Genomic DNA, 19,619 nt, shown 5'->3' with positions numbered 1-19,619 from the left:
CCATGCGAAAACCGCCCGGCATGCAGCCGGGCGGTTTTTTTTCGTCCGCCGCCGGGCGTTACCAGCTGTACCGGTAGCCGACCTGCCCGACGATCCCGCGCCGGTAATCGCCGCCGATGTTGCGCGCGATCTTCGCATTCGCGTACAGCTCGCCCGACTTGCCGAAGCCGGCGGTCACGCCGACGCCGAGCTCGTACCAGGTGCGCCCGAGATGCGTCGCGAACGGTGTGCCGCCGACGACGGTCTGCCCCGGCGACAGGAAGTCGTGCAGCACGTCGGCGGTGAAGTACGGCGTCGCGGCGCCGCCGCCCGCGCTCGACTGGAGGTTCGGCCGGAAGATGCGCACGCCGACGCGGCCGCGCAGCGCGTTGGTCGTCGTGCCCGATACGGCCGACACGTTGTCGTTGAACCCGTTCAGCTTCAGATACTGATACATCAGTTGCGCCTGCGGCTCGACCGCGACCGGCAACGCGCCGATCGCGAACGGCTTGCCGACTTCCTGCGACAGTGCGACGCCGAAGCCGTTCTGCGACGCCTCGTTGCCGTAGCTGTCGCGATAGCGGTTGCCGTAGTGCGTGACCTGCCCGACGCTGTCGAAGTAGGTGCCGTCGGACAGGTAGCGCGTCCAGTAGCCGCCGACGCTCTGCGCGTGCATCTCGACCGAGCCCGTCGACGTCGACAGGTTGGGCGAGCCCGCACGCGCCATGTCGCTGAAGCTCGCGTTCGACACGCCGATGCTGGCCGTCACGCCCGCATGCGTGCTGCCGGCGCCGTTAGGCGTCTGGTCGACAGTCCAGTCCTTGCCGAACTGCGCGAAGAACGTACGTTCGTCGGCCGAGAAACGGCCCGCGTTCGCATCGAGGCTCTGGCCGCCGATGCGCCCCCACACGCCGTCGCGATTGCCGGGCTGCTGCTTCTCGACGTTGTCGATGTCGCCGACGCGCTCGTGCAGCTTGCCGAGCGTCGCGAAGCCGTAGTCGGCGTTCAAGAGCGGCGTCATCGCGTAGCCGGAGACGCCCGGACGATACGCGAGCGTGCCGCCGTTGCCGTTGCCGTCGATGCCGCCGTCGCCGCCGCCGGACGGGCGGATCGGGCCGCCGGGGTCGGTCTGGTCGAGCTGCGAACGCAGGTACCAGCCGTTCGCATCGCCTTGCCCGCCGCGATAGAGCCGGTACTCGTACGCGCCCGCTTGCACCGGGCCCGCGAGATGGAACGCCGACGCGGCGGTCGTGCCGCCGTTGGCCGTGACGACCACCGGAATCCCGTCGCCGGTCGTCTGCGCGCCGGTGCCGGCCGTGTTGGCGATCTTCAGGCCGGTCGTGCCGCTTGCCGCGCCGCCGTTCACGATCAGCCGGTCGGTCGGCGACGCGTCGGCGCCGAGATACGTGTTCAGCGCGATCGTGCCGCCGTTGCCGACGTAGCCGCCGGTCGTCAGCGTCTTGTAGCTGCCGGTCAACATCGGCGAGCCGGTCGGCGCGGCGAACGCGACGAGGCCCGCGTTGTTCAGGCTGCTCAGCACCGAGCTGCCCGTCATGCGCCACGTGCTCGTGCCGTCGACCGTCAGCGCGACCGGGTCGATCTTCCCGGTCAGCGTCGTGCCGTTCGCAAGTAACACGTTGCCCGTGCTCGACGCGTCGGAAACGATGTCGCCCGCGAGGTTCACCGCCGATGCATTGAACGTCACGTTGCTGCCGTTCGCGAGGTTCAGCAGCATGCCGTTGCCCGCGGTGACGACCGTACCGTTGCGCACCGCGATGTCGGCCGTGCCGCCGCGCGCGGCGAAGGCCGGCCCGGCGGCGGACGTCACGCTGCCGCCGTCGACGAGCACCGAGCTGGTCGCGCCGTTCGAGAGCGTGTCGGACGTCAGCACGCCGGCCGTCGCGCCCGTGAGCGCCGTGCCGGTCAACGCGAGCACGCCGCCGCTGTTCGCGGTTGCGCCGTTGCCGGCCGCGCTCGCGAGCGACGAACCCGTATCGGCGATGCGGCCGCCGTTTTGCGCGACGACGCCGTCGGCCGCGGCACCCGATGCGGAAATCTTCGCGCCCGACAGCAGGGCCGTCGCGCCGCCGTCCATGACGATCGCATGGGCGTTCGTGCCCGTCGTCGCGACGGTCGTTCCGTTGGCCGCGAGCGTGGAATCGGCCCCCGACACGAACAGGCCGCGCGCGTCGGCGCCGCTCGTGCGCACGACCGTGGCCGCGTCGGCCGCGATGCGCGCGCCGGCGCCGGTCGACGTGACGCCGGCGGCGCCGTTGCCGGTCGTGGCGATCTGCGTGCCGGACAGCGCGATCGTTGCATTCGCACCGAGGTTGCGGATCCCGCTGCCGGAGCCGCCGACCGCGATCGACGTCGCGCCGGCCGCGATACCGCCGCCGGTCACCGTCGAGTCGATCAGCACGCCGTCGGCGCTGCCGTTCGCGATGACGGTGCCGGCGCCCGACAGCGCGACCGATGCGCCGGCGCCCGTCAGGCGTACGCCCGCGAGGCCGTCGTCGGCTTCGATGGAACCCGCATTGGCGAGCGTGGCCGACGCACCCTGCACGAGTGCGCCCGTACCGTTGGCGACGCGGATCGTCGACGCGTTGTTTACCGTGCCCAGCGTGCCGGCCACGACGCCCGTCGAGCCCGCGCCGGTCAGCAGCACGGTGCTGCGGTTCTCCAGCGTGCCGAGGTTCTGCGCGATGAAACCGGTCACGCCGGCGGTCGACGACGTGACGGCGGCATGGTTGGTCAGCGTCGTCGCGACCGGCGCGCCGGCGTTCGCGCCGGCGAGGTCGTGCGCCTGGCCGTCGACGATGCCCGCGGTCGCGCCGGCCGCGTTCAGGTCGATCGTCGCACCCGCGTCGATCGTGCCCTTCGCGCCGCCTTCCACGGCGATCGCGACGCCGTTCGCGCCGTTGACGTGGTAGACCGCGTTGCCGGTCGACAGCGTGGTGCCGGCGTCGGTCGCGAGTACGCCGCGTGAGCGCTGGCCGTTGACGTCGGTCGTCAGTGTGCCGGCCGCCGACGCGCCCGTGTAGGCCGCGCCGCCCGCGACGCGGAACAGCGTCGAGTCGTCGGTGTCGACGCTCAGGTGCTGCGCGGCGACGTTGATTTTCGAACCCGCGCCGTATGCGTAGAAGCCGATCTGGTTCGTGCCGGACCTGAAGGCCGGCACCGCGTTCGCGCCGACGTCGATCGTCGCGCCCGAGCGTGCATGCACGCCGATCGCGCCGGTGCCGGTCAGGTTCAACGCACCGTCGAGCGCGGCCTTCGCGAGCGGCCCTTCGGCCCAGACGCCGTAGTTGCGCGTGTCCGACGCGGGGTCGAGGCCGCCGGCCACGTCGATCGTGCCGGTCGACGTGGCAGTCGTCGCGTTCGTGCCGGTGCCGACGACCATGATGCCGATGCCGTTCACGCCATTCAGCGTGATCGTGCCCGTGTTGGTCACGGTCGCGGCGGTGTCGGCCGCGAGCATGCCGACGTTGGCGAGCGGCGTGCCGGGCGCGGCGCCGTTGACGACGATCGCGCCCGCGTTGGTCAGCGTGCCGGAAGCGGAGCCGATGCTCGCCAGCGCGGCGCCATTCTGCGTCTGCGAGCCGATCACGACCGTGCCGAGGTTGCTGGCGGTGCCCGACGCGCCGAGCAGGATGCCGTACGCATGCGCGGACAGCGCGACGTCGTTTGCCGCTTCGGGGGACGTGGCGTCGTACTGCGCGGCGCGGCCGAGATAGATCGTGCCGCCGGCTTCGTTCGTGAAGCTGCCGCCGGCCACGAGGCCGCCGATCACCTGGCTGTCGAGCGTCGTCGCGTTGACGCCGACGTTGATCGTGCCGGCGTTCGACGCGCGCGCGCCGTCCGTCGCGGCCACCGCGTAGTTCTGCAGGTCGGGCCGGTTGCCGTCGAGCGTCCATGCGCCGACGTTCATCACGCCGTGGTTCGCGAACGTGGTGCCCGAGCCGCTCGCGTACACGCCGTTGCCCTCGGTGTACGCGTGGAAGCCGAAATTGTCGGGTGGCGTGCTGCCGCTCGTGTCGACGTTGTTGCCGGACGCGTAGCCGGACGAGATCACGCCGTTGTTGACGCCGCTCGCGCCGCTCAGGAGGCGTACCAGCGTGAAGTCGCCCGACAAGCGCCCGTCGTTGACGAAGTGCGCGCCGTTTTCCGCGAGCACGGCCGAGCTCGATTCGATCGTGTTGGTGCCGCGGAAGTCGATCTGGCCGTCCTTGCCGATGTGCAGCGTCGCGTTCGCGCCCGCGCCGTGCATCACTGACAGGTGATCGATCGGCAGCGTGTTCTTGTCGCCGGCGGATACGTTGTTCGCGTACTGGAAGGTTTGCTGCGAGAACGTGACCGCCTGGCCGAACGCGGTGTCGTAGGCGGCCTGCGAGCCGAGCGCGCCGCTCTGGACCGAGCGCACGAGAAAGTCGTTGTAGGCGGCGAGCGAGGCGGCGTCGGTGACGGTCCAGCGACTGCCGTCGAACGCGGTGAAGGTGCCCGTGTAGGCCGGCACGTCGAGCTGGAGCTGGCCGACCGGGCCGCCGCTGGCGAGATAGTCGCCAGTGCCGAGCCAGATCTGGTTGCGGGAATTCCAGTTGACGACGCTTTTTGCCACTCCGGTGCCGTCCGCAAAGGTCAGGTCGGTCTGCTTCGGTGCGATCGAGATCGCGTTGCCGGTCGCGTCGGGCGCATTCGCGGAATGGCCGATCGACACGTTCAGCGTGCCGCCGGTGCCGTCGACGGTGCCGATCCGCGTGTTCACGTACTGGCCGCCGTTCACGTCGTGATACACGGGCACGTTGGCCGCGCCGGCCGTCGATGCGGCGAATTCGGCCGAGTTGTAGGTGGCGACCGACGTGTGGGTGGCCGTGATCGAGTCGGGCGTGCTGACGCTTTGCGTCTTGCCGCCGAGCGAGATCAGCGGCTGGTTCGGGTTACCCGACACGATGGTCGCGCTGCCGAGCGGCGTCAGCGTATAGCCCGGGTCGCCGGGGGCGCCCGTCCATGCGCCTGTCACGCCGACCGTGTCGCCGCCCGACACGGTCGTGGCGCCGGCCAGGTTGTCGTTGACGGTCGGGCTGAAACTGCCGAGTGCGCAGGTGCTGCCGCTCGCGGCGGCCGCGCCGTCGCCGCAGGTCGAAGCGTGCGCAACGCCGGTCGACAGCGCGGCCAGTGCGGCCCCGACCGCCGCGACGCGCAACGGCGAGCGGCGTGCCACGCGGTCCGCTGCGCCGTGCGCCGTGCGCTGACTCGAGCCCGATTCGCTGCCCGAGCGCTTGCCGCGCGCCCGAGCCGTTTCCGCCACCGCGACCCAGCAGCCCGCGGCGTCGCTCCATATCGATCGAAATGAGTGATTCACGACATACCCCTCTTTCTTCTTTTTGAAGTGGCATTCGCCGCGATCCGGCGAATTCGCATTCCGCGGTGGGGAAATGATCCGAAGGGGCGTGCGGCGGCTATGGCTGCGTGTCGCGCCAATCGTGTTTCGTTACACCGAGGATGGGGCGAGTCTACTGATTCGGGTGGTCGTCGATTATCGAGAAAGGGGAAACTGTAATGATGCGAACCGTAATGCGTGGTATTTTTGATTTGTGTGGTTGATCGAACCGAAAGCCTTGGTGGTGGCGGTTTGGAGGGGATTTCGTTAAAAGCCGGGAGGACTGCGGGAGTTTGTGGGATAGCGCACGGTTCCAGCGGATGAGGCGCGATAAAATGCGGGCCCGGGATTTTTTTTGTTTTAATTGACGGTTATTTCGTTCGCTTCATCTTTTACTTATTTTCACTTGTAAATTAATAAAATCAAGCGAATGTTGCGAGACGTCGAGCCATTGCGCAGGGCGGTGGTCGAAATGAAACCGTATCGGCCGGAGCGGGGCGATTTGCGCCGATGACGGATGTCGTCGGACGCATCGTACGACGCACGCGCGGCAAGCAGGAAGCGAGCAGGAAGCAGACGCGGCCGATGCCGCGCTTCAGAAATCGATCGCGTCGTCGGAATCGCCGTCGGCCGCGGTGGCGAGCGCTTCGCGCATCACCGTGCGCGGCGCGGACGCCGACGCGTCGAGCGACGGGTTGCGCAGCTTCTCGAGCACGCGCTCGGGCACCGGAATCTGCATCCGCGCGGCGACGTCGCCGCACTGGAACATGATCAACTCGCCCGGCTCGAATGCGGTCCAGACTTCGTTGTCGGTGAGCGGCTGCGTCGCGATCACCGCGACGCGATCCTCGGGCGTGGTGTATTTCGCGAAGTCGATCGACAGGTCTTCGTCGACGAGATGCGCGGTCGAGAACGGCCAGCGCCGCACGAGGTAGTGCAGCCGCGTCGAGCAGTGCGCGAAGAGCGCCTGGCCGTTCGACATCAGGAAATTGAACACGCCGTGATCGGTGATGCCGCGCGTCAGTTCGCCGACCCGCTCGAACAACTCGGGCAGCGGCGGCTGCGCGCCGGGAAAGGCCTCGCGCAGCCCCTGCATCAGCACGCAGAACGCCTGTTCGCTGTCGGTCGTGCCGACCGGATGGTAGACGCTGCCGTCCATGTCCGGCGCGTAGTCCTGCAGGTCGCCGTTATGCGCGAAGATCCAGTGCCGGCCCCACAGTTCGCGCATGAACGGATGGCTGTTCTCGAGCAGGATGTGCCCTTGCGTCGCCTTGCGGATGTGCGCGATCGTGTTCTTGGACTTGATCGGGTAGCGCTTCACCATTTCGGCGATCGGCGACGTGGCCGATGCCTGGTGATCGATGAAGAGGCGACACGCCTTGTCTTCGAAGAACGCGATGCCCCAGCCGTCGGCATGGTGATCGGTGAGCCCGCCCCGGGCCGCGAAACCTGTGAAGGAGAATGTGACGTCCGTCGGCGCGGCGCAGTTCATTCCAAGGAGTTGGCACATTTTACGTGGGGCGGCAGGCTGAAGCAGAGGTAACGAACCGGGCGAACCCCGGTACAATGCGCTTCTAGCATATCACCGAGCCCTGAGCGGTAAAAAGCGGATTCCGCTGGCCAAAGGCCCCGTGTTGCGGTTTGCCGTCAATCGGCCCGCGCACGCGCGTTCCGGCCCCGCCGATCGCAAGCCCGTTCTTCACGACGCCTCCTATGACTGCCTCGAACGCTTCCTCCCCGGCGACGCTTTCGCTCGCCCGTCCCGACGACTGGCACCTGCACCTGCGCGACGGCGACATGCTCGCCGCCGTGCTGCCGCACACCGCCCGCCAGTTCGGCCGCGCCATCGTGATGCCGAACCTGAAGCCGCCGGTCACGACCACCGCGCAGGCGCAGGCCTATCGCGCGCGCATCCTTGCCGCGCTGCCGGCCGGGATGACGTTCGAACCGCTGATGACGCTGTACCTGACCGACAACACGCCGCCCGACGAAATCCGCCGCGCGCGCGAAAGCGGTTTCGTGCACGGCGTGAAGCTGTACCCGGCAGGCGCTACGACGAATTCCGACCATGGCGTCACCGATCTCGCGAAGTGCGCGAAGACGCTCGAGGCGATGCAGGAAACCGGCATGCCGCTGCTCGTGCACGGCGAGGTGACCGATGCGTCGATCGACCTGTTCGACCGTGAAAAGGTGTTCATCGACCGCGTGATGACGCCGCTGCGCCGCGATTTCCCGGGCCTGAAGGTCGTGTTCGAGCACATCACGACGAAGGACGCGGCCGACTACGTGCGCGATGCCGACGCGGCGCCCGGCCTGCTCGGCGCGACGATCACCGCGCATCACCTGCTGTACAACCGCAACGCGCTGTTCGTCGGCGGGATTCGCCCGCATTACTACTGTCTGCCGGTGCTGAAGCGCGAGACGCATCGCGTGGCGCTGGTCGAGGCCGCGACGTCGGGCAACCCGCGCTTCTTCCTCGGCACCGACAGCGCGCCGCATGCGCGCGGCGTGAAGGAAGCCGCGTGCGGCTGCGCGGGCTGCTACACGGCGCTGCACGCGCTCGAGCTGTACGCGGAAGCATTCGACACCGCCGGCGCGCTCGACAAGCTGGAAGGGTTCGCGAGCTTCTTCGGCGCTGATTTCTACGGGCTGCCGCGCAGCGCCGAGACGGTCACGCTGCGCCGCGAGGCGTGGGAACTGCCGCGCGAGATCTTCGCGGGCGATACGCCGGTCGTGCCGCTGCGCGGCGGCGAGACGATCGGCTGGAAACTCGCGTGAGCTGCGCGCCGCCGCGCGAACCCGGCCCCGCGGCCGGTCGTGCGGCGGCGGATTTCGCGCGGATCGACTGGTCCGCGCCGTGGCTCGCGCCTTACCGGGCGCCGGGCCGCGCATGGCAGGCGGCCGCCCGTGCGGGCGAGGCCGCGCTGCTCGATGCGTTGAACGGCGCGTTCGCCGGTGTGTCGCCAGGCGGCGATCGCGTCACCGGTCGCGGCAGGCCGCTGCGCTTCGTGCCGCAGGCCGAGCTGCCGTCCGGCATCGCGTACGAGACCCATATTGCGGACACCGGCCGCGTGCCGACCCGCCACAATCTTCACGACTTCTTCAATGCGCTCGTCTGGTTCGCCTACCCGCGCACCAAGGCCGCGCTGAACGCGCGCCAGGCCGCCGCGATCGACGCGGCGGGCGGCGTCGGCCCCGTGCGGGGCACGTTGCGCGATGCGCTCACGTTGTTCGACGAGAACGCGGCGCTGTTCGTCACCGCCGACCGTGTGCTCGCCGACGCGCTGCGCGGCTTCGACTGGCCGCGGCTGCTGGTGGCCGCGCGCGATGCGTGGGGCACGCGTTGCGAAGCGCGGCTGGTCGGCCATGCGCTGCTCGAACAGCTCGTCGTTCCCTACAAGTCCTGCACTGCGCACGCGTGGATCGTCGACGTGGGCGCCGACTATTTTTCGTGGTCCGACGCGCAACGGCGCGCGCATGTCGACGCGCGGATCGCCGCCGAACTGACGACGCGCCCGCTGACGAGTCGCGATTTCGCGCCGCTGCCGGTGCTCGGCGTGCCGGGCTGGTGCGCGGCGAACGCCGACGCCGCGTTCTACGACGATCCGGCCGTGTTTCGCCGCGGCCGCCGCTCGCGCGCTGCCGACGGTGGCGCGCAGTGCTAGAATGCGCGTCGCAAAGCAGGCCAGGCAGTCGCGGCCTCGCCGCCTTCGGGCGCGCGGGGGCGAGGAAAGTCCGGACTCCACAGGGCAGGGTGATGGCTAACGGCCATCCGTGGCGACACGCGGAACAGGGCAACAGAAAGCAAACCGCCGATGGCCCGGCGCAAGCCGGGATCAGGTAAGGGTGAAACGGTGCGGTAAGAGCGCACCGCGGCGACGGCGACGTCCGCCGGCACGGTAACCTCCACCCGGAGCAATTCCAAGTAGGCAGGCGCGCATTTTCGGATGCAGGACGGGGCCCCCGTCTCGTCTGCGGGTAGGAAGCTTGAGCGCGTCAGCAATGGCGCGCCTAGAGGAATGGCTGCCACGCGTTGCGCACTTCGGCGCGCAGCGTGCACAGAATCCGGCTTATCGGCCTGCTTTGCCGTTCGAATGCGAAAGGGCCGGCGCTCCCTGCGGAGCGCCGGCCCTTTTTTCGTGCGCGCTGTGCGATCAGGCGGCGACGATGTCGAACGAATGCGTGAGTTCGGCCGTCTTCGCGATCATGATCGACGCGGAGCAATACTTGTCGTGCGACAGGTTGATCGCGCGCTCGACCGTGGCCGGGTTCAGGTTGCGGCCGGTGACCGTGAAGTGGAAGTGCACCTTCGTGAACACCTTCGGATCTTCGCTCGCGCGTTCCGCCTTCAGCGTGACCGAGCAGCCGCTCACTTCCTGGCGGCTCTTCTTCAGGATCAGCACGACGTCATAAGCCGTGCAGCCGCCGGTGCCGAGCAGGACCATCTCCATCGGACGCGGCGCGAGGTTGTGGCCGCCGCCTTCGGGCGCGCCGTCCATCGTGACGAGGTGCCCGCTGCCGGTCTCGGCGGAAAACGCCATGCCGTCCTGGCCCATCCAGCTTACTTTGCATTCCATGCTTGCGCTCCAGCGTTGCCTGATTCGAATTCGATCCGGCATTGTAGCCCGCGGCGCAACGGTCGGCTGATGCGCTGCACGACGAGCAACGCCGGCGCCGAGCAAGCGGGGCGGCGAGCGGCGCTTTCCCTACCGAATTTAGGGGTTTTGCTCTAGATGCCGGCGGTTCCAGGTCGTGTGTGATTCACTTATGTGATTGATTTTAAATAAAAATCCATTCTTGTCGGCGGTTTAGTTGAGATCCCGTATCGTGGGAGTTGATTTCGCAATGCAAATTTTCTTGTGGAGTCGGGCGGGCATTCGTATAATGAGCCACATTGGTTGTCGCGCTGCGGCAACCTCCGAATGTCTCCTCCACCCTCCTCCTGAGGTGGATTAAGCCCGAACCAGCCGTTCGGGCTTTTTTTCGTCCCATGCAAACATCGGCGCGCGGCTTGCGCGCGCCGGCACCGCGCCGTCACGCGGGCTGTCGCGCGGCCGGTTGCGACGTTGCGTCCGGCGGCGTGCCGCGCGCGCCGGCATCGGTCGCGGGCGCGGCGGCGGCCGACGCATGGCCGTGGCCGCGTGCGCAGAAATGGCGGACGCGTTCGCGCACGGCGCGCAGGCGCACGATGCGGTCTTCGGCATGGGCGGTTCGGGCTTCGGCGATGCGCGCATCGAGCGCGTCGAGCTTGGCTTCGCAGCCGGAGGCGGCGACGGCGGGCGCCGCGGCGGCCAGCAGGGCGGCCGCGACGAAGGGCGTAAGTCGTTGTTTCATCATGCTGATTTGTTGTTTTTCGGGTTTGGCCGGTCTGGCGCGGCAAGGTCATGTGCCGCGCGTCGATGGGTGCCGCCCCAGGCGCTCGGTTCGCCTGGCTTGTCGGGGCACGACCGGATTTTGGCCCATTTCGGCCGCCGCGAACACGGGGCGTGGATTCTCTTTGACCACGCAGCCGTATTTCCTTTATAATTCAGGGCTTTTCCGCATTCATGCCCACGGAAAAAGAACAGGGAGAGCCTGCACCGCGCCTCGAAGCGCACACAGACAAGCAGGAAGAACACATCGGGCAAAGCATTTTTTTTGGATCGATCATGAAGACGTTTTCCGCAAAAGCCCATGAGGTGACGCGCGAATGGTACGTGATTGACGCGACGGATAAGGTTCTCGGCCGTGTTGCCAGCGAAGTGGCACGCCGTCTGCGCGGCAAGCACAAGCCTGAGTTCACCCCGCACGTCGACACTGGTGATTTCATCATCATCATTAACGCGAGCAAGTTGAAGGTCACGGGCAACAAGACGCTGGACAAGAAGTACTACCGTCACTCGGGCTACCCGGGCGGTATCTATGAAACGACGTTCGGCAAGATGCAGGAACGCTTCCCGGGCCGCGCGCTCGAGAAGGCGGTCAAGGGCATGCTGCCGAAGGGCCCGCTCGGCTACGCGATGATCAAGAAGCTGAAGGTCTACGCAGAAGCGACGCATCCGCACTCGGCTCAACAGCCGAAGGCGCTCGAGATCTAAGGGGACCCACATGATCGGTAACTGGAACTACGGTACGGGCCGCCGCAAGAGCGCAGTCGCACGTGTCTTCATCAAGGCTGGCAAGGGCGACATCATCGTCAACGGCAAGCCCATCGCTGACTACTTCTCGCGCGAAACGTCGCTGATGATCGTGCGTCAACCGCTGGAACTCACGAACCACGGCCAGACGTTCGACATCAAGGTGAACGTCAACGGCGGCGGCGAAACGGGTCAGGCAGGCGCAGTGCGCCACGGCATCACCCGTGCACTGATCGACTACGATGCGACGCTGAAGCCGTCGCTGTCGAGCGCAGGCTTCGTCACGCGCGATGCGCGTGAAGTCGAGCGTAAGAAGGTCGGTCTGCGCAAGGCACGCCGCGCGAAGCAGTTCTCGAAGCGTTAATCCCGCTTCATGGCCTCGCCGCTTTCGGGCGGCGTCCGCCGGAAAAAACCGCCAGCTTTCACGCTGGCGGTTTTTTTATATCCGCTTCCGGGTCGCTGTGGAGGCCCCGGCGCGGGCGCGTTTGACGAAATCGACAAGAACCTATTGATTTCATGGACTTCAGCACGATCTTCTGATCGGCCCTACAATAGCGGCTAAAGCTTTTTGGAGAGTTCGAATGAACGCTGTTACCGAATCCGCAGCAACGACGACCGATATGCCGCTGCCGTTCGTCTTCACCGACGCCGCGGCCGACAAGGTCAAGCAACTGATCGACGAAGAGGGCAATCCCGACCTCAAGCTGCGCGTGTTCGTGCAGGGTGGCGGCTGTTCCGGCTTCCAGTATGGCTTCACGTTCGACGAGGAAGTCAACGAGGACGACACCGTGATGGACAAGAACGGCGTCCAGTTGCTGATCGACTCGATGAGCTACCAGTACCTGGTCGGCGCCGAGATCGACTACAAGGACGACCTCAACGGCGCCCAGTTCGTGATCAAGAACCCGAACGCGACCACGACCTGCGGGTGCGGTTCGTCGTTCTCGGTCTGAGCGCACGGCAGATCCGCGCCGGTTCGCCGGAATGAAAAACGGGGCTTCATGCCCCGTTTTTTGTTCGCTCGCGCTGCGGCGCCCGCCCCGCGGCGCGCATCGTATCAGCGCGGATAGAGCGCGCCGAGCACGCGGTTGCCGGCGGCGCCGGTGACCGTCGCGAGATTGCCGGGCTGGCGCGCGGTGAAGCGGTACGCGAGCCACGCGAACGCGAGCGCTTCGACCTGCTGCGGCGGCACGCCGAGCGCGGCCGTCGTGTCGACGGCGGCCGGCACGCCGGCCTCGCGCAGCGCGTGCCGGAGCGCATCGAGCAGCACCGGGTTGCGTGCGCCGCCCCCGCATGCGAACACGGCCTGGCAGCCCGGTGCGTGCTGCGCGATGTCGCGTGCGACCGACACGGCGGTGAGCGCGGTGAGCGTGGCTTGCACGTCCTCTGGCGCAAGCTGCGGGAATCCGGCGAGCTTCGCATCGAGCCACGCGGGATTGAACAGGTCGCGTCCGGTGCTTTTCGGCGGCGGCGCGGTGAAATACGGTTCGTCGAGCAGCGCGTCGAGCAGCGGCGCGTGGACGGCGCCGCGTGCGGCGAACTTGCCGCCGTCGTCGTACGGCTTGCCCAGATGGCGGGTCGCCCATGCATCGATCAGCGCATTCGCCGGGCCGCAGTCGAAGCCGCGCACGTCGCCGCCCGCGTCGGGCAGGATCGTGATGTTGCTGATCCCGCCGAGATTGCAGACGACCCGCGTTTGGCCCGGCGCGCCGAACACCGTCGCATGGAAGGCCGGCGCGAGCGGCGCGCCGTGGCCGCCGGCGGCCACGTCGCGGCTGCGGAAATCGGCGATCACGTCGATCTGGGTCAGCTCGGCGAGCAGCGCCGGATTGTTGAGCTGGCGCGTATAGCCGCGCTCGGGGCGATGGCGCACCGTCTGGCCGTGCACGCCGATCGCGCGGATCTCGTCGCGCGACAGCCCGGCGGTGCGCTGCAATTCATGGCAGCAGACCGCATAGCGCGCGACGAGCGCATTCGCCGCAAGCGATTCGCGGTCGATCTCGTTGTCGCCGGGCTGCTGCAGCGCGAACAGCGCGTCGCGCAGCGATTGCGCGAAGCCGACGAACGCTTCCGCGAGCACGGCCGGCGCGCGGCCGGCCTCGAAACGCACGGCGACGCCGTCGACGCCGTCCATGCTGGTTCCCGACATCAGCCCGAAGTAGATGCCGTCTGCGGGATGGGCATGCTGCGGCGGTCGTTGCGGCACGTTGGGTTCTCCTGGATCGTGCGGCGCGGGCCGGTCCCGCGCGCCTTGCGCCCGATTATCCGCGTAACGTGACGCGTCGTTAAGCGATGCGCGCGCAAGTTATGGGAAAATCCCTGTTTTTGCGACATTCTTCCTGGCACCGATGAGCACCGAACCCAGTTCCAAGCCCGTTTTCCCGATCACCGACGAAGTCCGGCATGCGCTCGCCGTCACGAAGCGCGGCGTCGACGAGCTGCTGATCGAGGAAGAGTTCGCGCAGAAGCTCGCGCGCAGCGCGGCCACCGGCACGCCGCTTCGCATCAAGCTCGGCCTCGATCCGACCGCACCGGACATCCACATCGGCCATACGGTCGTGCTGAACAAGATGCGCCAGTTGCAGGACCTCGGCCATACGGTGATCTTCCTGATCGGTGATTTCACGTCGCTGATCGGCGACCCGTCGGGCCGCAACGCGACGCGTCCGCCGCTCACGCGCGAGCAGATCGAATCGAACGCGAAGACCTACTTCGAGCAGGCCGCGCTCGTGCTCGATCGCGACAAGACCGAGATCCGCTACAACAGCGAATGGTCGATGCCGCTCGGCGCGGACGGGATGATCAAGCTCGCGTCGCGCTACACGGTCGCGCGGATCCTCGAGCGCGAGGATTTCACGAAGCGCTTCCAGGGCGGCGTGCCGATCTCGATCCACGAATTCCTGTACCCGCTGATGCAGGGCTACGATTCGGTCGCGCTGAACGCCGACCTCGAACTCGGCGGCACCGACCAGAAGTTCAACCTGCTGGTCGGCCGCGAACTGCAGAAGCAGTACGGCCAGGAACAGCAGTGCATCCTGACGATGCCGCTGCTCGAAGGCCTCGACGGCGTCGAGAAGATGTCGAAGTCGAAGGGCAACTACGTCGGCATCAGCGAGAAGCCGACCGACATGTTCGGCAAGCTGATGAGCATCTCGGACACGCTGATGTGGCGTTACTTCGAGCTGCTGTCGTTCCGCAGCCTCGATGAAATCGCCGGCTTCAAGCGCGAGGCCGAAGGCGGCCGCAACCCGCGCGACTTCAAGGTGCTGCTCGCCCAGGAAATCGTCGCGCGATTCCATTCGCAGGCCGACGCCGAGCGCGCACTCGAGGACTTCAACCACCGCGCGAAGGGCGGCGTGCCGGACGACATTCCGTCGGTCACGCTGGCCGGCGCGCCGCTCGCGATCGGTCAGTTGCTGAAGCAGGCGGGCCTCGTGCCGTCGACGAGCGAAGCGCTGCGCAACATCGAGCAGGGCGGCGTGAAGATCGACGGCGCGACCGTGTCGGACAAGGGCCTGAAGGTCGAGGCCGGCGAGTTCGTCGTGCAGGTCGGCAAGCGCCGCTTCGCACGCGTCACGCTGACCGCATGATCGCGCTGATCCAGCGCGTGACGCGCGCCGACGTGCGCGTCGGCGGCCGGACGACGGGCGAGATTGGCGCGGGCCTGCTCGCGCTCGTCTGCGCGGAGCGCGGCGATACCGAGGCCGCGGCCGACAAGCTGCTCGCGAAGCTGCTCGGCTACCGCGTGTTCAGCGACGCAGCCGGCAAGATGAACCTGCCGGTATCGAACATCGACGGCGAAGGTCGTGCAGGCGGCCTGCTGCTCGTGTCGCAGTTCACGCTCGCGGCCGATACCAACAGCGGGCTGCGTCCGAGCTTCACGCCGGCCGCGCCGCCCGACGAAGGCGCGCGGCTGTTCGACTATTTCGTCGCGGCCGCGCGTATGCGGCACCCGATCGTCGAGACGGGCGAGTTCGGCGCGGACATGCAGGTGTCGCTCGTCAACGACGGCCCCGTGACGTTCTGGCTGCAAGTGCGGCCCTGATTCTTCCCCGGAGACGCGCCGCGATGGCCACCACGCAGGTTCTTTTCATCCGCCATGGCGAGACGGCCTGGAACCGCATCAAGCGCATCCAGGGGCATATCGACATCCCGCTGGCCGACACGGGGCTCGCGCAGGCGCAGCGGCTGGCTGCACGGCTTGGCCGGGAGGCCCGCGACGGCGCGTGGATCGACGCGGTGTATTCGAGCGACCTGATGCGCGCGCAACAGACCGCCCAACCGTTCGCCGATGTGCTCGGGCTGCCGCTGCTGCTGCGCGAAGGGTTGCGCGAACGCTCGTACGGCGCGTTCCAGGGGCACGACAGCACCGAGATCGAGGCGCTGTTTCCGGACGCGTATGCGGCGTGGCAGACGCGCGATCCCGGCTTCGCGCCGGAGGGCGGCGAGTCGCAGCGTGCGTTCTATCACCGCGTGCTGCATGCGCTCGAACCGATCGTCGCCGCGCATCCGGGCGGCCGGATCGCGTGCGTCGCGCACGGCGGCGTGCTCGATTGCGTGTATCGCTTCGCGAACGGGATCGAGCTGTCGGCGCCGCGCAACTATCCGTTGCTCAACACCAGCATCAACGTCGTCGATTACGTGGATGGCCGCGCGCAGGTCGTGCAGTGGGCCGACGTGTCGCATCTCGAAGCCGCGAGCGACGACGACGGGTACCGCAAGGTGCTCTGAGCACGCGGGCCCCGCCGTCCGGCACGGCCGGGCCGGGGTTCCGTTCCCTCCGGTGTGACGCCTACCGCGGCAGCCCGTGGCGTGTCTTGTAGTCGAGCGCGTACGCGATCTTGCCGGGCTTGTCGGCCGTGATCGGCTGGCGCAGCTTGTCGAATTCCCCCTTGCTGTATTTCCTCCCGCCGTTGATCGCATCGGCGCGCCCGAGGTCGGCGCCCGTCTTGCCGTCGATCACGGGGTCCGTGGCCGCGACCATCCGCGTCGACGCATGCCAGACCGCATTCAGGTAGCCCGTGTCGGCCTTCGCTGGATCGGGATCGGTCGCGCCGGGCCGCGTCAGGTCGTAGCCGGCCAGCGCGAACGTGCCCGGCTGCGCGCGCAGCCAGTCGGCCCAGTAGAACTCGAGGTAGTCGGTCGCTTGTGCGGGTTTGCTGTAACCGATGTCGCGCGTGAAATAGACGAGCGACCGATAGCGGTCGTTCGTCATCCCGAGTGTCAGGCCGAGGCCGGTCGGCAGTTGCGCGGTCGTGATCGGCTTGCCTTCGCCGTTCTTCAGGCGCAGATAGCCGCGGCTTTGCATCTGCTGCCAGAACGCGTCGCCCGAGTAGTCGCTGAGGTTGTCCTTGACGACGACGTGCACGTGCAGCGCCGGGCCGCCGTCGGGCGTCTCGTAGTAAGTCGACAGGCCGTGGTGGCCGTCGGTCAGGTACAGCGCATCGCCGTTCGGGCCGATCACGACGGGGTTCAGCACCGAGCGGTCGCGGCCGTTCGCGTCGGTCGTCGCGCACGTGTAGCTGGCCGGCTCGCGCAGCGACGATCGGGCCGTGTAGCCGCTCGATGCGATGCCGCCGAGGCCTTCGTCCGCGCAGAAGTCGTCGAACTTCTTGTCGGGCTGCCGTTCGTAGCGGCCGAGCTTGTAGTAGATCTGGTCGTAGCCGATCGCGCCCTGCGTCGGATGAAGATCGCCGAGCGTCACGTCGATCAGGTCGCCGGCGCGGGCGGCTTTCCACTGGCCCGGTTGCGGCGGGTTGGCCGCGAGCGGCGTGGGGGCCGGTGCGGTTGTCGTGTCGCCGGACGGCGGTTGTGCGTCCATGCGCGCGACGGCGGCGACATCGTCGCCTCCACACGCGGCGAGGGCGAAGACGGTGGACAGGCTGGCGGCAACGGCGAAACGGATCGGCAGGCGTGGCATCGCGGGCATCAGGCGTTGGTCGGTGGGCGGGACGTCGCGCGGGTCACTGGACATCGGTGACGAGCAGAACGCGCGAGCGCGCGCGGGTGCAAGCCCGTCAGCTTGTCACAGCTATTTGACGGCAAATTGAAATGATCTGAATAAACGGATCGTCAGGCAGACGGGGTGCCGTCGGACGGGGAGGCCGTCGCGCGGCGGCGCGCACGCTTCGACGCGCCGTTCACGAGCGCCCAGCGCAGTATGGGCGCGACCGCGCGTATGCCGGGCCGGACCACCGCGCGCCGCAACGGCGCGAACGTCGACACGCCGAGCATGCGCTGCGCCCACGGCGGCAGCAGGTCGATCCCGGCATGCATCACCAGCGACGCGGCCGGCCGCAGCGCCGGCTTCGCGACCGGCACGTTCAGCAGGATGGACATCACGTCGAACGTACGCGGCCCGGCTTCGAGTTCGGGCAGCATGCGTGCGAGATAGGCGGCCACCTCGGCGCGCGAACGCGGCACCTCGCGGGCGCCGAGCAACTCGGCGATCAGCGCCGTCTCTGCGTAATAGCGGTCCTGCAGTTCGCCTGACAGCGCCGGATTCACGTAACGCAGGTGCGCGGCGAGGAAGCTCGACACTTCCGCGACATGCACCCAGGTCAGCAGCGCGGGATCGTCGGCGCGGTAGGGCCGTCCGTCCGGCGCGCTGCCCGAGATGTGCGCGTGGATCGCTTTCACGCGCTCGATCAGCGCGAGCGCGTCCGTGCGGCTGCCGAACGTCGTCCCCGTGATGAACGTGGCGGTGCGCCGCAAGCGGCCGAAGATGTCGGTGCGGAACGACGAATGATCCCAGACGCCCGCGAGCGCGAGCGGGTGGAGCGCCTGCAGCAGCAGCGCGGCGATGCCGCCCGTCATCATCGACGTGAAATCGGCATGCACGCGCCAGCACACGGCGTCGGGGCCGAATAGCCCCGGGTCGCCAGGCGGCGAAGAGAGATCGATCGACGGGCCGCCGCCGCCGGCCGTCAGGTGCGTGATGCCGGCCACGAGCCGCTTGCGGATCGGCTCCGCCCAGCGCGGGCCCGGCACGGTGGTGGGGTGGCGGCTGGGCGGCGTCGTCATGGCGGGTGCGGCTCGGGCGACGGATTACTTCCCGTCCGGGGTATCCCACTCGTCGCGTTCGGTGCGGCGGGCATCGGGCACCGACAGCCCGAAGTGGCGATACGTGAGCAGCGTCGCGACGCGCCCGCGCGGCGTGCGCTGCAGGAAGCCCTGCTGGATCAGGTATGGTTCGAGCACGTCCTCGATCGTGTCGCGCTCTTCGCCGATCGCCGCCGCGAGGTTGTCGATGCCGACCGGGCCGCCGTCGAACTTGTACAGGATCGCTTCGAGCAGCTTGCGGTCCATCAGGTCGAAGCCGACCGGATCGACGTCGAGCATCGCGAGCGCGGCGTCGGCAATGGCCGCGGTGATCTGGCCGTCGGCCTTTACTTCCGCGAAGTCGCGCACGCGGCGCAGCAGCCGGTTCGCGATCCGCGGCGTGCCGCGCGAGCGCTTCGCGATTTCCAGCGCGCCGTTCGGATCGATCTGCGCATTCAGCAGCGACGCCGAACGCCGCACGATGCGCGACAGTTGTTCGGCGTCGTAGAACTCGAGGCGCGCGACGATCCCGAAACGATCGCGCAGCGGATTGGTCAGCATGCCCGCGCGGGTGGTCGCGCCGACCAGCGTGAACGGCTGCAGGTCGAGCTTCACGCTGCGCGCGGCCGGGCCTTCGCCGATCATGATGTCGATCTGGTAATCCTCGAGCGCCGGATACAGGATTTCCTCGACGACCGGCGACAGCCGGTGGATCTCGTCGATGAACAGCACGTCGTTCGCTTCGAGGTTCGTCAGCAGCGCGGCGAGATCGCCCGCGCGCTCGAGCACGGGGCCCGACGTCTGGCGCAGGTTCACGCCCATCTCGCGCGCGATGATGTGTGCGAGCGTCGTCTTGCCGAGACCCGGCGGCCCGAACAGCAGCACGTGGTCGAGCGGCTCGGCGCGGCGCTTCGCGGCTTCGATGAAGATCTCGAGCTGGCCGCGCACCTTTTCCTGACCGACGTAGTCGTCGAGCTGGCGCGGCCGCAACGCACGTTCGAACACCTCCTCGTGCGACGAGGCGGGCGTGGCGGCGATGATCCGCTGTTCGGTGGCGAGTTTGTCGGTTTCAATCATGCGGTCATTGTACCGCGCGACGGCGCCCG

At 68.0% G+C, this 19,619-nt stretch carries 16 protein-coding genes and 1 other RNA gene; 9 read left to right on the top strand and 8 right to left on the bottom strand.

Annotation, left to right across the window (positions count from 1 at the left end; translation table 11 throughout):
- Nucleotides 1-58: 58 nt before the first annotated feature.
- Nucleotides 59-5,338: an autotransporter outer membrane beta-barrel domain-containing protein gene (locus A9Z05_RS02535; protein ID WP_069616752.1), complete on the bottom strand. Its 5,280-nt coding sequence runs from the start codon at nt 5,336-5,338 to the stop codon at nt 59-61.
- Between the two features lie 613 nt (nt 5,339-5,951).
- A complete protein-coding gene (locus tag A9Z05_RS02530; RefSeq protein ID WP_069616751.1) occupies nt 5,952-6,866 on the bottom strand; it encodes a class II glutamine amidotransferase in 915 nt (304 codons plus the stop codon).
- 203 nt (nt 6,867-7,069) lie between these two features.
- Here A9Z05_RS02530 and pyrC point away from each other — a divergent pair, with 203 nt between their 5' ends.
- From pyrC to rnpB, 3 genes are all read left to right on the top strand, one after another.
- A complete protein-coding gene (pyrC, locus tag A9Z05_RS02525) occupies nt 7,070-8,134 on the top strand; it encodes a dihydroorotase (protein ID WP_069616750.1) in 1,065 nt (354 codons plus the stop codon).
- Nucleotides 8,131-9,021, top strand: coding sequence for a DUF3025 domain-containing protein (locus A9Z05_RS02520; RefSeq protein ID WP_069616749.1), 891 nt, complete (start codon nt 8,131-8,133; stop codon nt 9,019-9,021). Before pyrC ends, A9Z05_RS02520 begins: the two co-directional genes overlap by 4 nt.
- Before the next feature lie 12 nt (nt 9,022-9,033).
- An RNA gene (gene rnpB, locus A9Z05_RS02515) (RNase P RNA component class A) lies at nt 9,034-9,445 on the top strand.
- A gap of 65 nt (nt 9,446-9,510) precedes the next feature.
- Here the strand turns inward: rnpB and A9Z05_RS02510 are convergent.
- Both A9Z05_RS02510 and A9Z05_RS02505 read right to left on the bottom strand, forming a co-directional pair.
- Nucleotides 9,511-9,975, bottom strand: a complete 465-nt coding sequence (locus A9Z05_RS02510) for an OsmC family protein (RefSeq protein ID WP_074801272.1) — start codon at nt 9,973-9,975, stop codon at nt 9,511-9,513.
- Between the two features lie 415 nt (nt 9,976-10,390).
- The gene (locus tag A9Z05_RS02505) at nt 10,391-10,693 is read right to left on the bottom strand and encodes a DUF1090 family protein (RefSeq protein WP_069616748.1); all 303 of its coding nucleotides are present in this window, start codon (nt 10,691-10,693) and stop codon (nt 10,391-10,393) included.
- 311 nt (nt 10,694-11,004) lie between these two features.
- On the opposite strand from A9Z05_RS02505, the gene rplM reads away from it, so the two are divergent.
- The 3 genes from rplM (at nt 11,005) to erpA (ending at nt 12,425) form a co-directional block, all read left to right on the top strand.
- The gene (rplM, locus tag A9Z05_RS02500) at nt 11,005-11,433 is read left to right on the top strand and encodes a 50S ribosomal protein L13 (protein WP_009687896.1); all 429 of its coding nucleotides are present in this window, start codon (nt 11,005-11,007) and stop codon (nt 11,431-11,433) included.
- Nucleotides 11,434-11,443: 10 nt separating this feature from the next.
- A complete protein-coding gene (gene rpsI, locus A9Z05_RS02495) occupies nt 11,444-11,836 on the top strand; it encodes a 30S ribosomal protein S9 (protein ID WP_006476904.1) in 393 nt (130 codons plus the stop codon).
- A gap of 217 nt (nt 11,837-12,053) precedes the next feature.
- The gene (erpA, locus tag A9Z05_RS02490) at nt 12,054-12,425 is read left to right on the top strand and encodes an iron-sulfur cluster insertion protein ErpA (protein WP_034187117.1); all 372 of its coding nucleotides are present in this window, start codon (nt 12,054-12,056) and stop codon (nt 12,423-12,425) included.
- Nucleotides 12,426-12,529: 104 nt separating this feature from the next.
- Here erpA and A9Z05_RS02485 read toward each other — a convergent pair whose 3' ends face one another.
- Nucleotides 12,530-13,678, bottom strand: a complete 1,149-nt coding sequence (locus A9Z05_RS02485; protein WP_069616747.1) for an anhydro-N-acetylmuramic acid kinase — start codon at nt 13,676-13,678, stop codon at nt 12,530-12,532.
- 142 nt (nt 13,679-13,820) lie between these two features.
- Here A9Z05_RS02485 and tyrS point away from each other — a divergent pair, with 142 nt between their 5' ends.
- From tyrS to A9Z05_RS02470, 3 genes are read left to right on the top strand one after another with little or no spacing between them, the layout of a single operon-like run.
- On the top strand, nt 13,821-15,062 hold the full coding sequence (tyrS, locus tag A9Z05_RS02480) for a tyrosine--tRNA ligase (RefSeq protein ID WP_059581097.1): 1,242 nt from the start codon (nt 13,821-13,823) through the stop codon (nt 15,060-15,062).
- Nucleotides 15,059-15,517 carry a D-aminoacyl-tRNA deacylase gene (gene dtd, locus A9Z05_RS02475; protein ID WP_069616746.1) on the top strand — a complete coding sequence of 153 codons (459 nt, stop codon included), beginning with the start codon at nt 15,059-15,061 and terminating at the stop codon, nt 15,515-15,517. The genes tyrS and dtd overlap by 4 nt, the downstream gene beginning before the upstream one ends.
- Before the next feature lie 23 nt (nt 15,518-15,540).
- Entirely contained in the window at nt 15,541-16,203 is a 663-nt protein-coding gene (locus tag A9Z05_RS02470) for a histidine phosphatase family protein (protein WP_069616745.1), read from the top strand.
- 61 nt (nt 16,204-16,264) lie between these two features.
- Here the strand turns inward: A9Z05_RS02470 and A9Z05_RS02465 are convergent, their stop codons facing one another.
- From A9Z05_RS02465 to ruvB, 3 genes are all read right to left on the bottom strand, one after another.
- On the bottom strand, nt 16,265-17,392 hold the full coding sequence (locus A9Z05_RS02465) for a ParB/Srx family N-terminal domain-containing protein (protein ID WP_069616841.1): 1,128 nt from the start codon (nt 17,390-17,392) through the stop codon (nt 16,265-16,267).
- A 152-nt stretch (nt 17,393-17,544) separates the two neighbouring features.
- A complete protein-coding gene (locus tag A9Z05_RS02460; protein WP_069616744.1) occupies nt 17,545-18,495 on the bottom strand; it encodes an oxygenase MpaB family protein in 951 nt (316 codons plus the stop codon).
- Between the two features lie 24 nt (nt 18,496-18,519).
- A complete protein-coding gene (gene ruvB, locus A9Z05_RS02455) occupies nt 18,520-19,590 on the bottom strand; it encodes a Holliday junction branch migration DNA helicase RuvB (RefSeq protein WP_069616743.1) in 1,071 nt (356 codons plus the stop codon).
- Between the last annotated feature and the right edge of the window lie 29 nt (nt 19,591-19,619).

Source organism: Burkholderia sp. A2, assembly GCF_001729305.1.
Classification (GTDB): domain Bacteria; phylum Pseudomonadota; class Gammaproteobacteria; order Burkholderiales; family Burkholderiaceae; genus Burkholderia; species Burkholderia sola.
This window is presented reverse-complemented; position numbering and strand designations above follow the sequence as displayed.

Bases quoted from the DNA above. Each gene is read 5' to 3' on its own strand.
- A9Z05_RS02530 (WP_069616751.1), bottom strand. From the start codon at position 6,866: ATGTGCCAACTCCTTGGAATGAACTGCGCCGCGCCGACGGACGTCACA.
- pyrC (WP_069616750.1), top strand. From the start codon at position 7,070: ATGACTGCCTCGAACGCTTCCTCCCCGGCGACGCTTTCGCTCGCCCGT.
- A9Z05_RS02510 (WP_074801272.1), bottom strand. From the start codon at position 9,975: ATGCCGGATCGAATTCGAATCAGGCAACGCTGGAGCGCAAGCATGGAA.
- A9Z05_RS02505 (WP_069616748.1), bottom strand. From the start codon at position 10,693: ATGATGAAACAACGACTTACGCCCTTCGTCGCGGCCGCCCTGCTGGCC.
- rplM (WP_009687896.1), top strand. From the start codon at position 11,005: ATGAAGACGTTTTCCGCAAAAGCCCATGAGGTGACGCGCGAATGGTAC.
- rpsI (WP_006476904.1), top strand. From the start codon at position 11,444: ATGATCGGTAACTGGAACTACGGTACGGGCCGCCGCAAGAGCGCAGTC.
- erpA (WP_034187117.1), top strand. From the start codon at position 12,054: ATGAACGCTGTTACCGAATCCGCAGCAACGACGACCGATATGCCGCTG.
- tyrS (WP_059581097.1), top strand. From the start codon at position 13,821: ATGAGCACCGAACCCAGTTCCAAGCCCGTTTTCCCGATCACCGACGAA.
- dtd (WP_069616746.1), top strand. From the start codon at position 15,059: ATGATCGCGCTGATCCAGCGCGTGACGCGCGCCGACGTGCGCGTCGGC.
- A9Z05_RS02470 (WP_069616745.1), top strand. From the start codon at position 15,541: ATGGCCACCACGCAGGTTCTTTTCATCCGCCATGGCGAGACGGCCTGG.
- A9Z05_RS02465 (WP_069616841.1), bottom strand. From the start codon at position 17,392: ATGCCACGCCTGCCGATCCGTTTCGCCGTTGCCGCCAGCCTGTCCACC.
- A9Z05_RS02460 (WP_069616744.1), bottom strand. From the start codon at position 18,495: ATGACGACGCCGCCCAGCCGCCACCCCACCACCGTGCCGGGCCCGCGC.
- ruvB (WP_069616743.1), bottom strand. From the start codon at position 19,590: ATGATTGAAACCGACAAACTCGCCACCGAACAGCGGATCATCGCCGCC.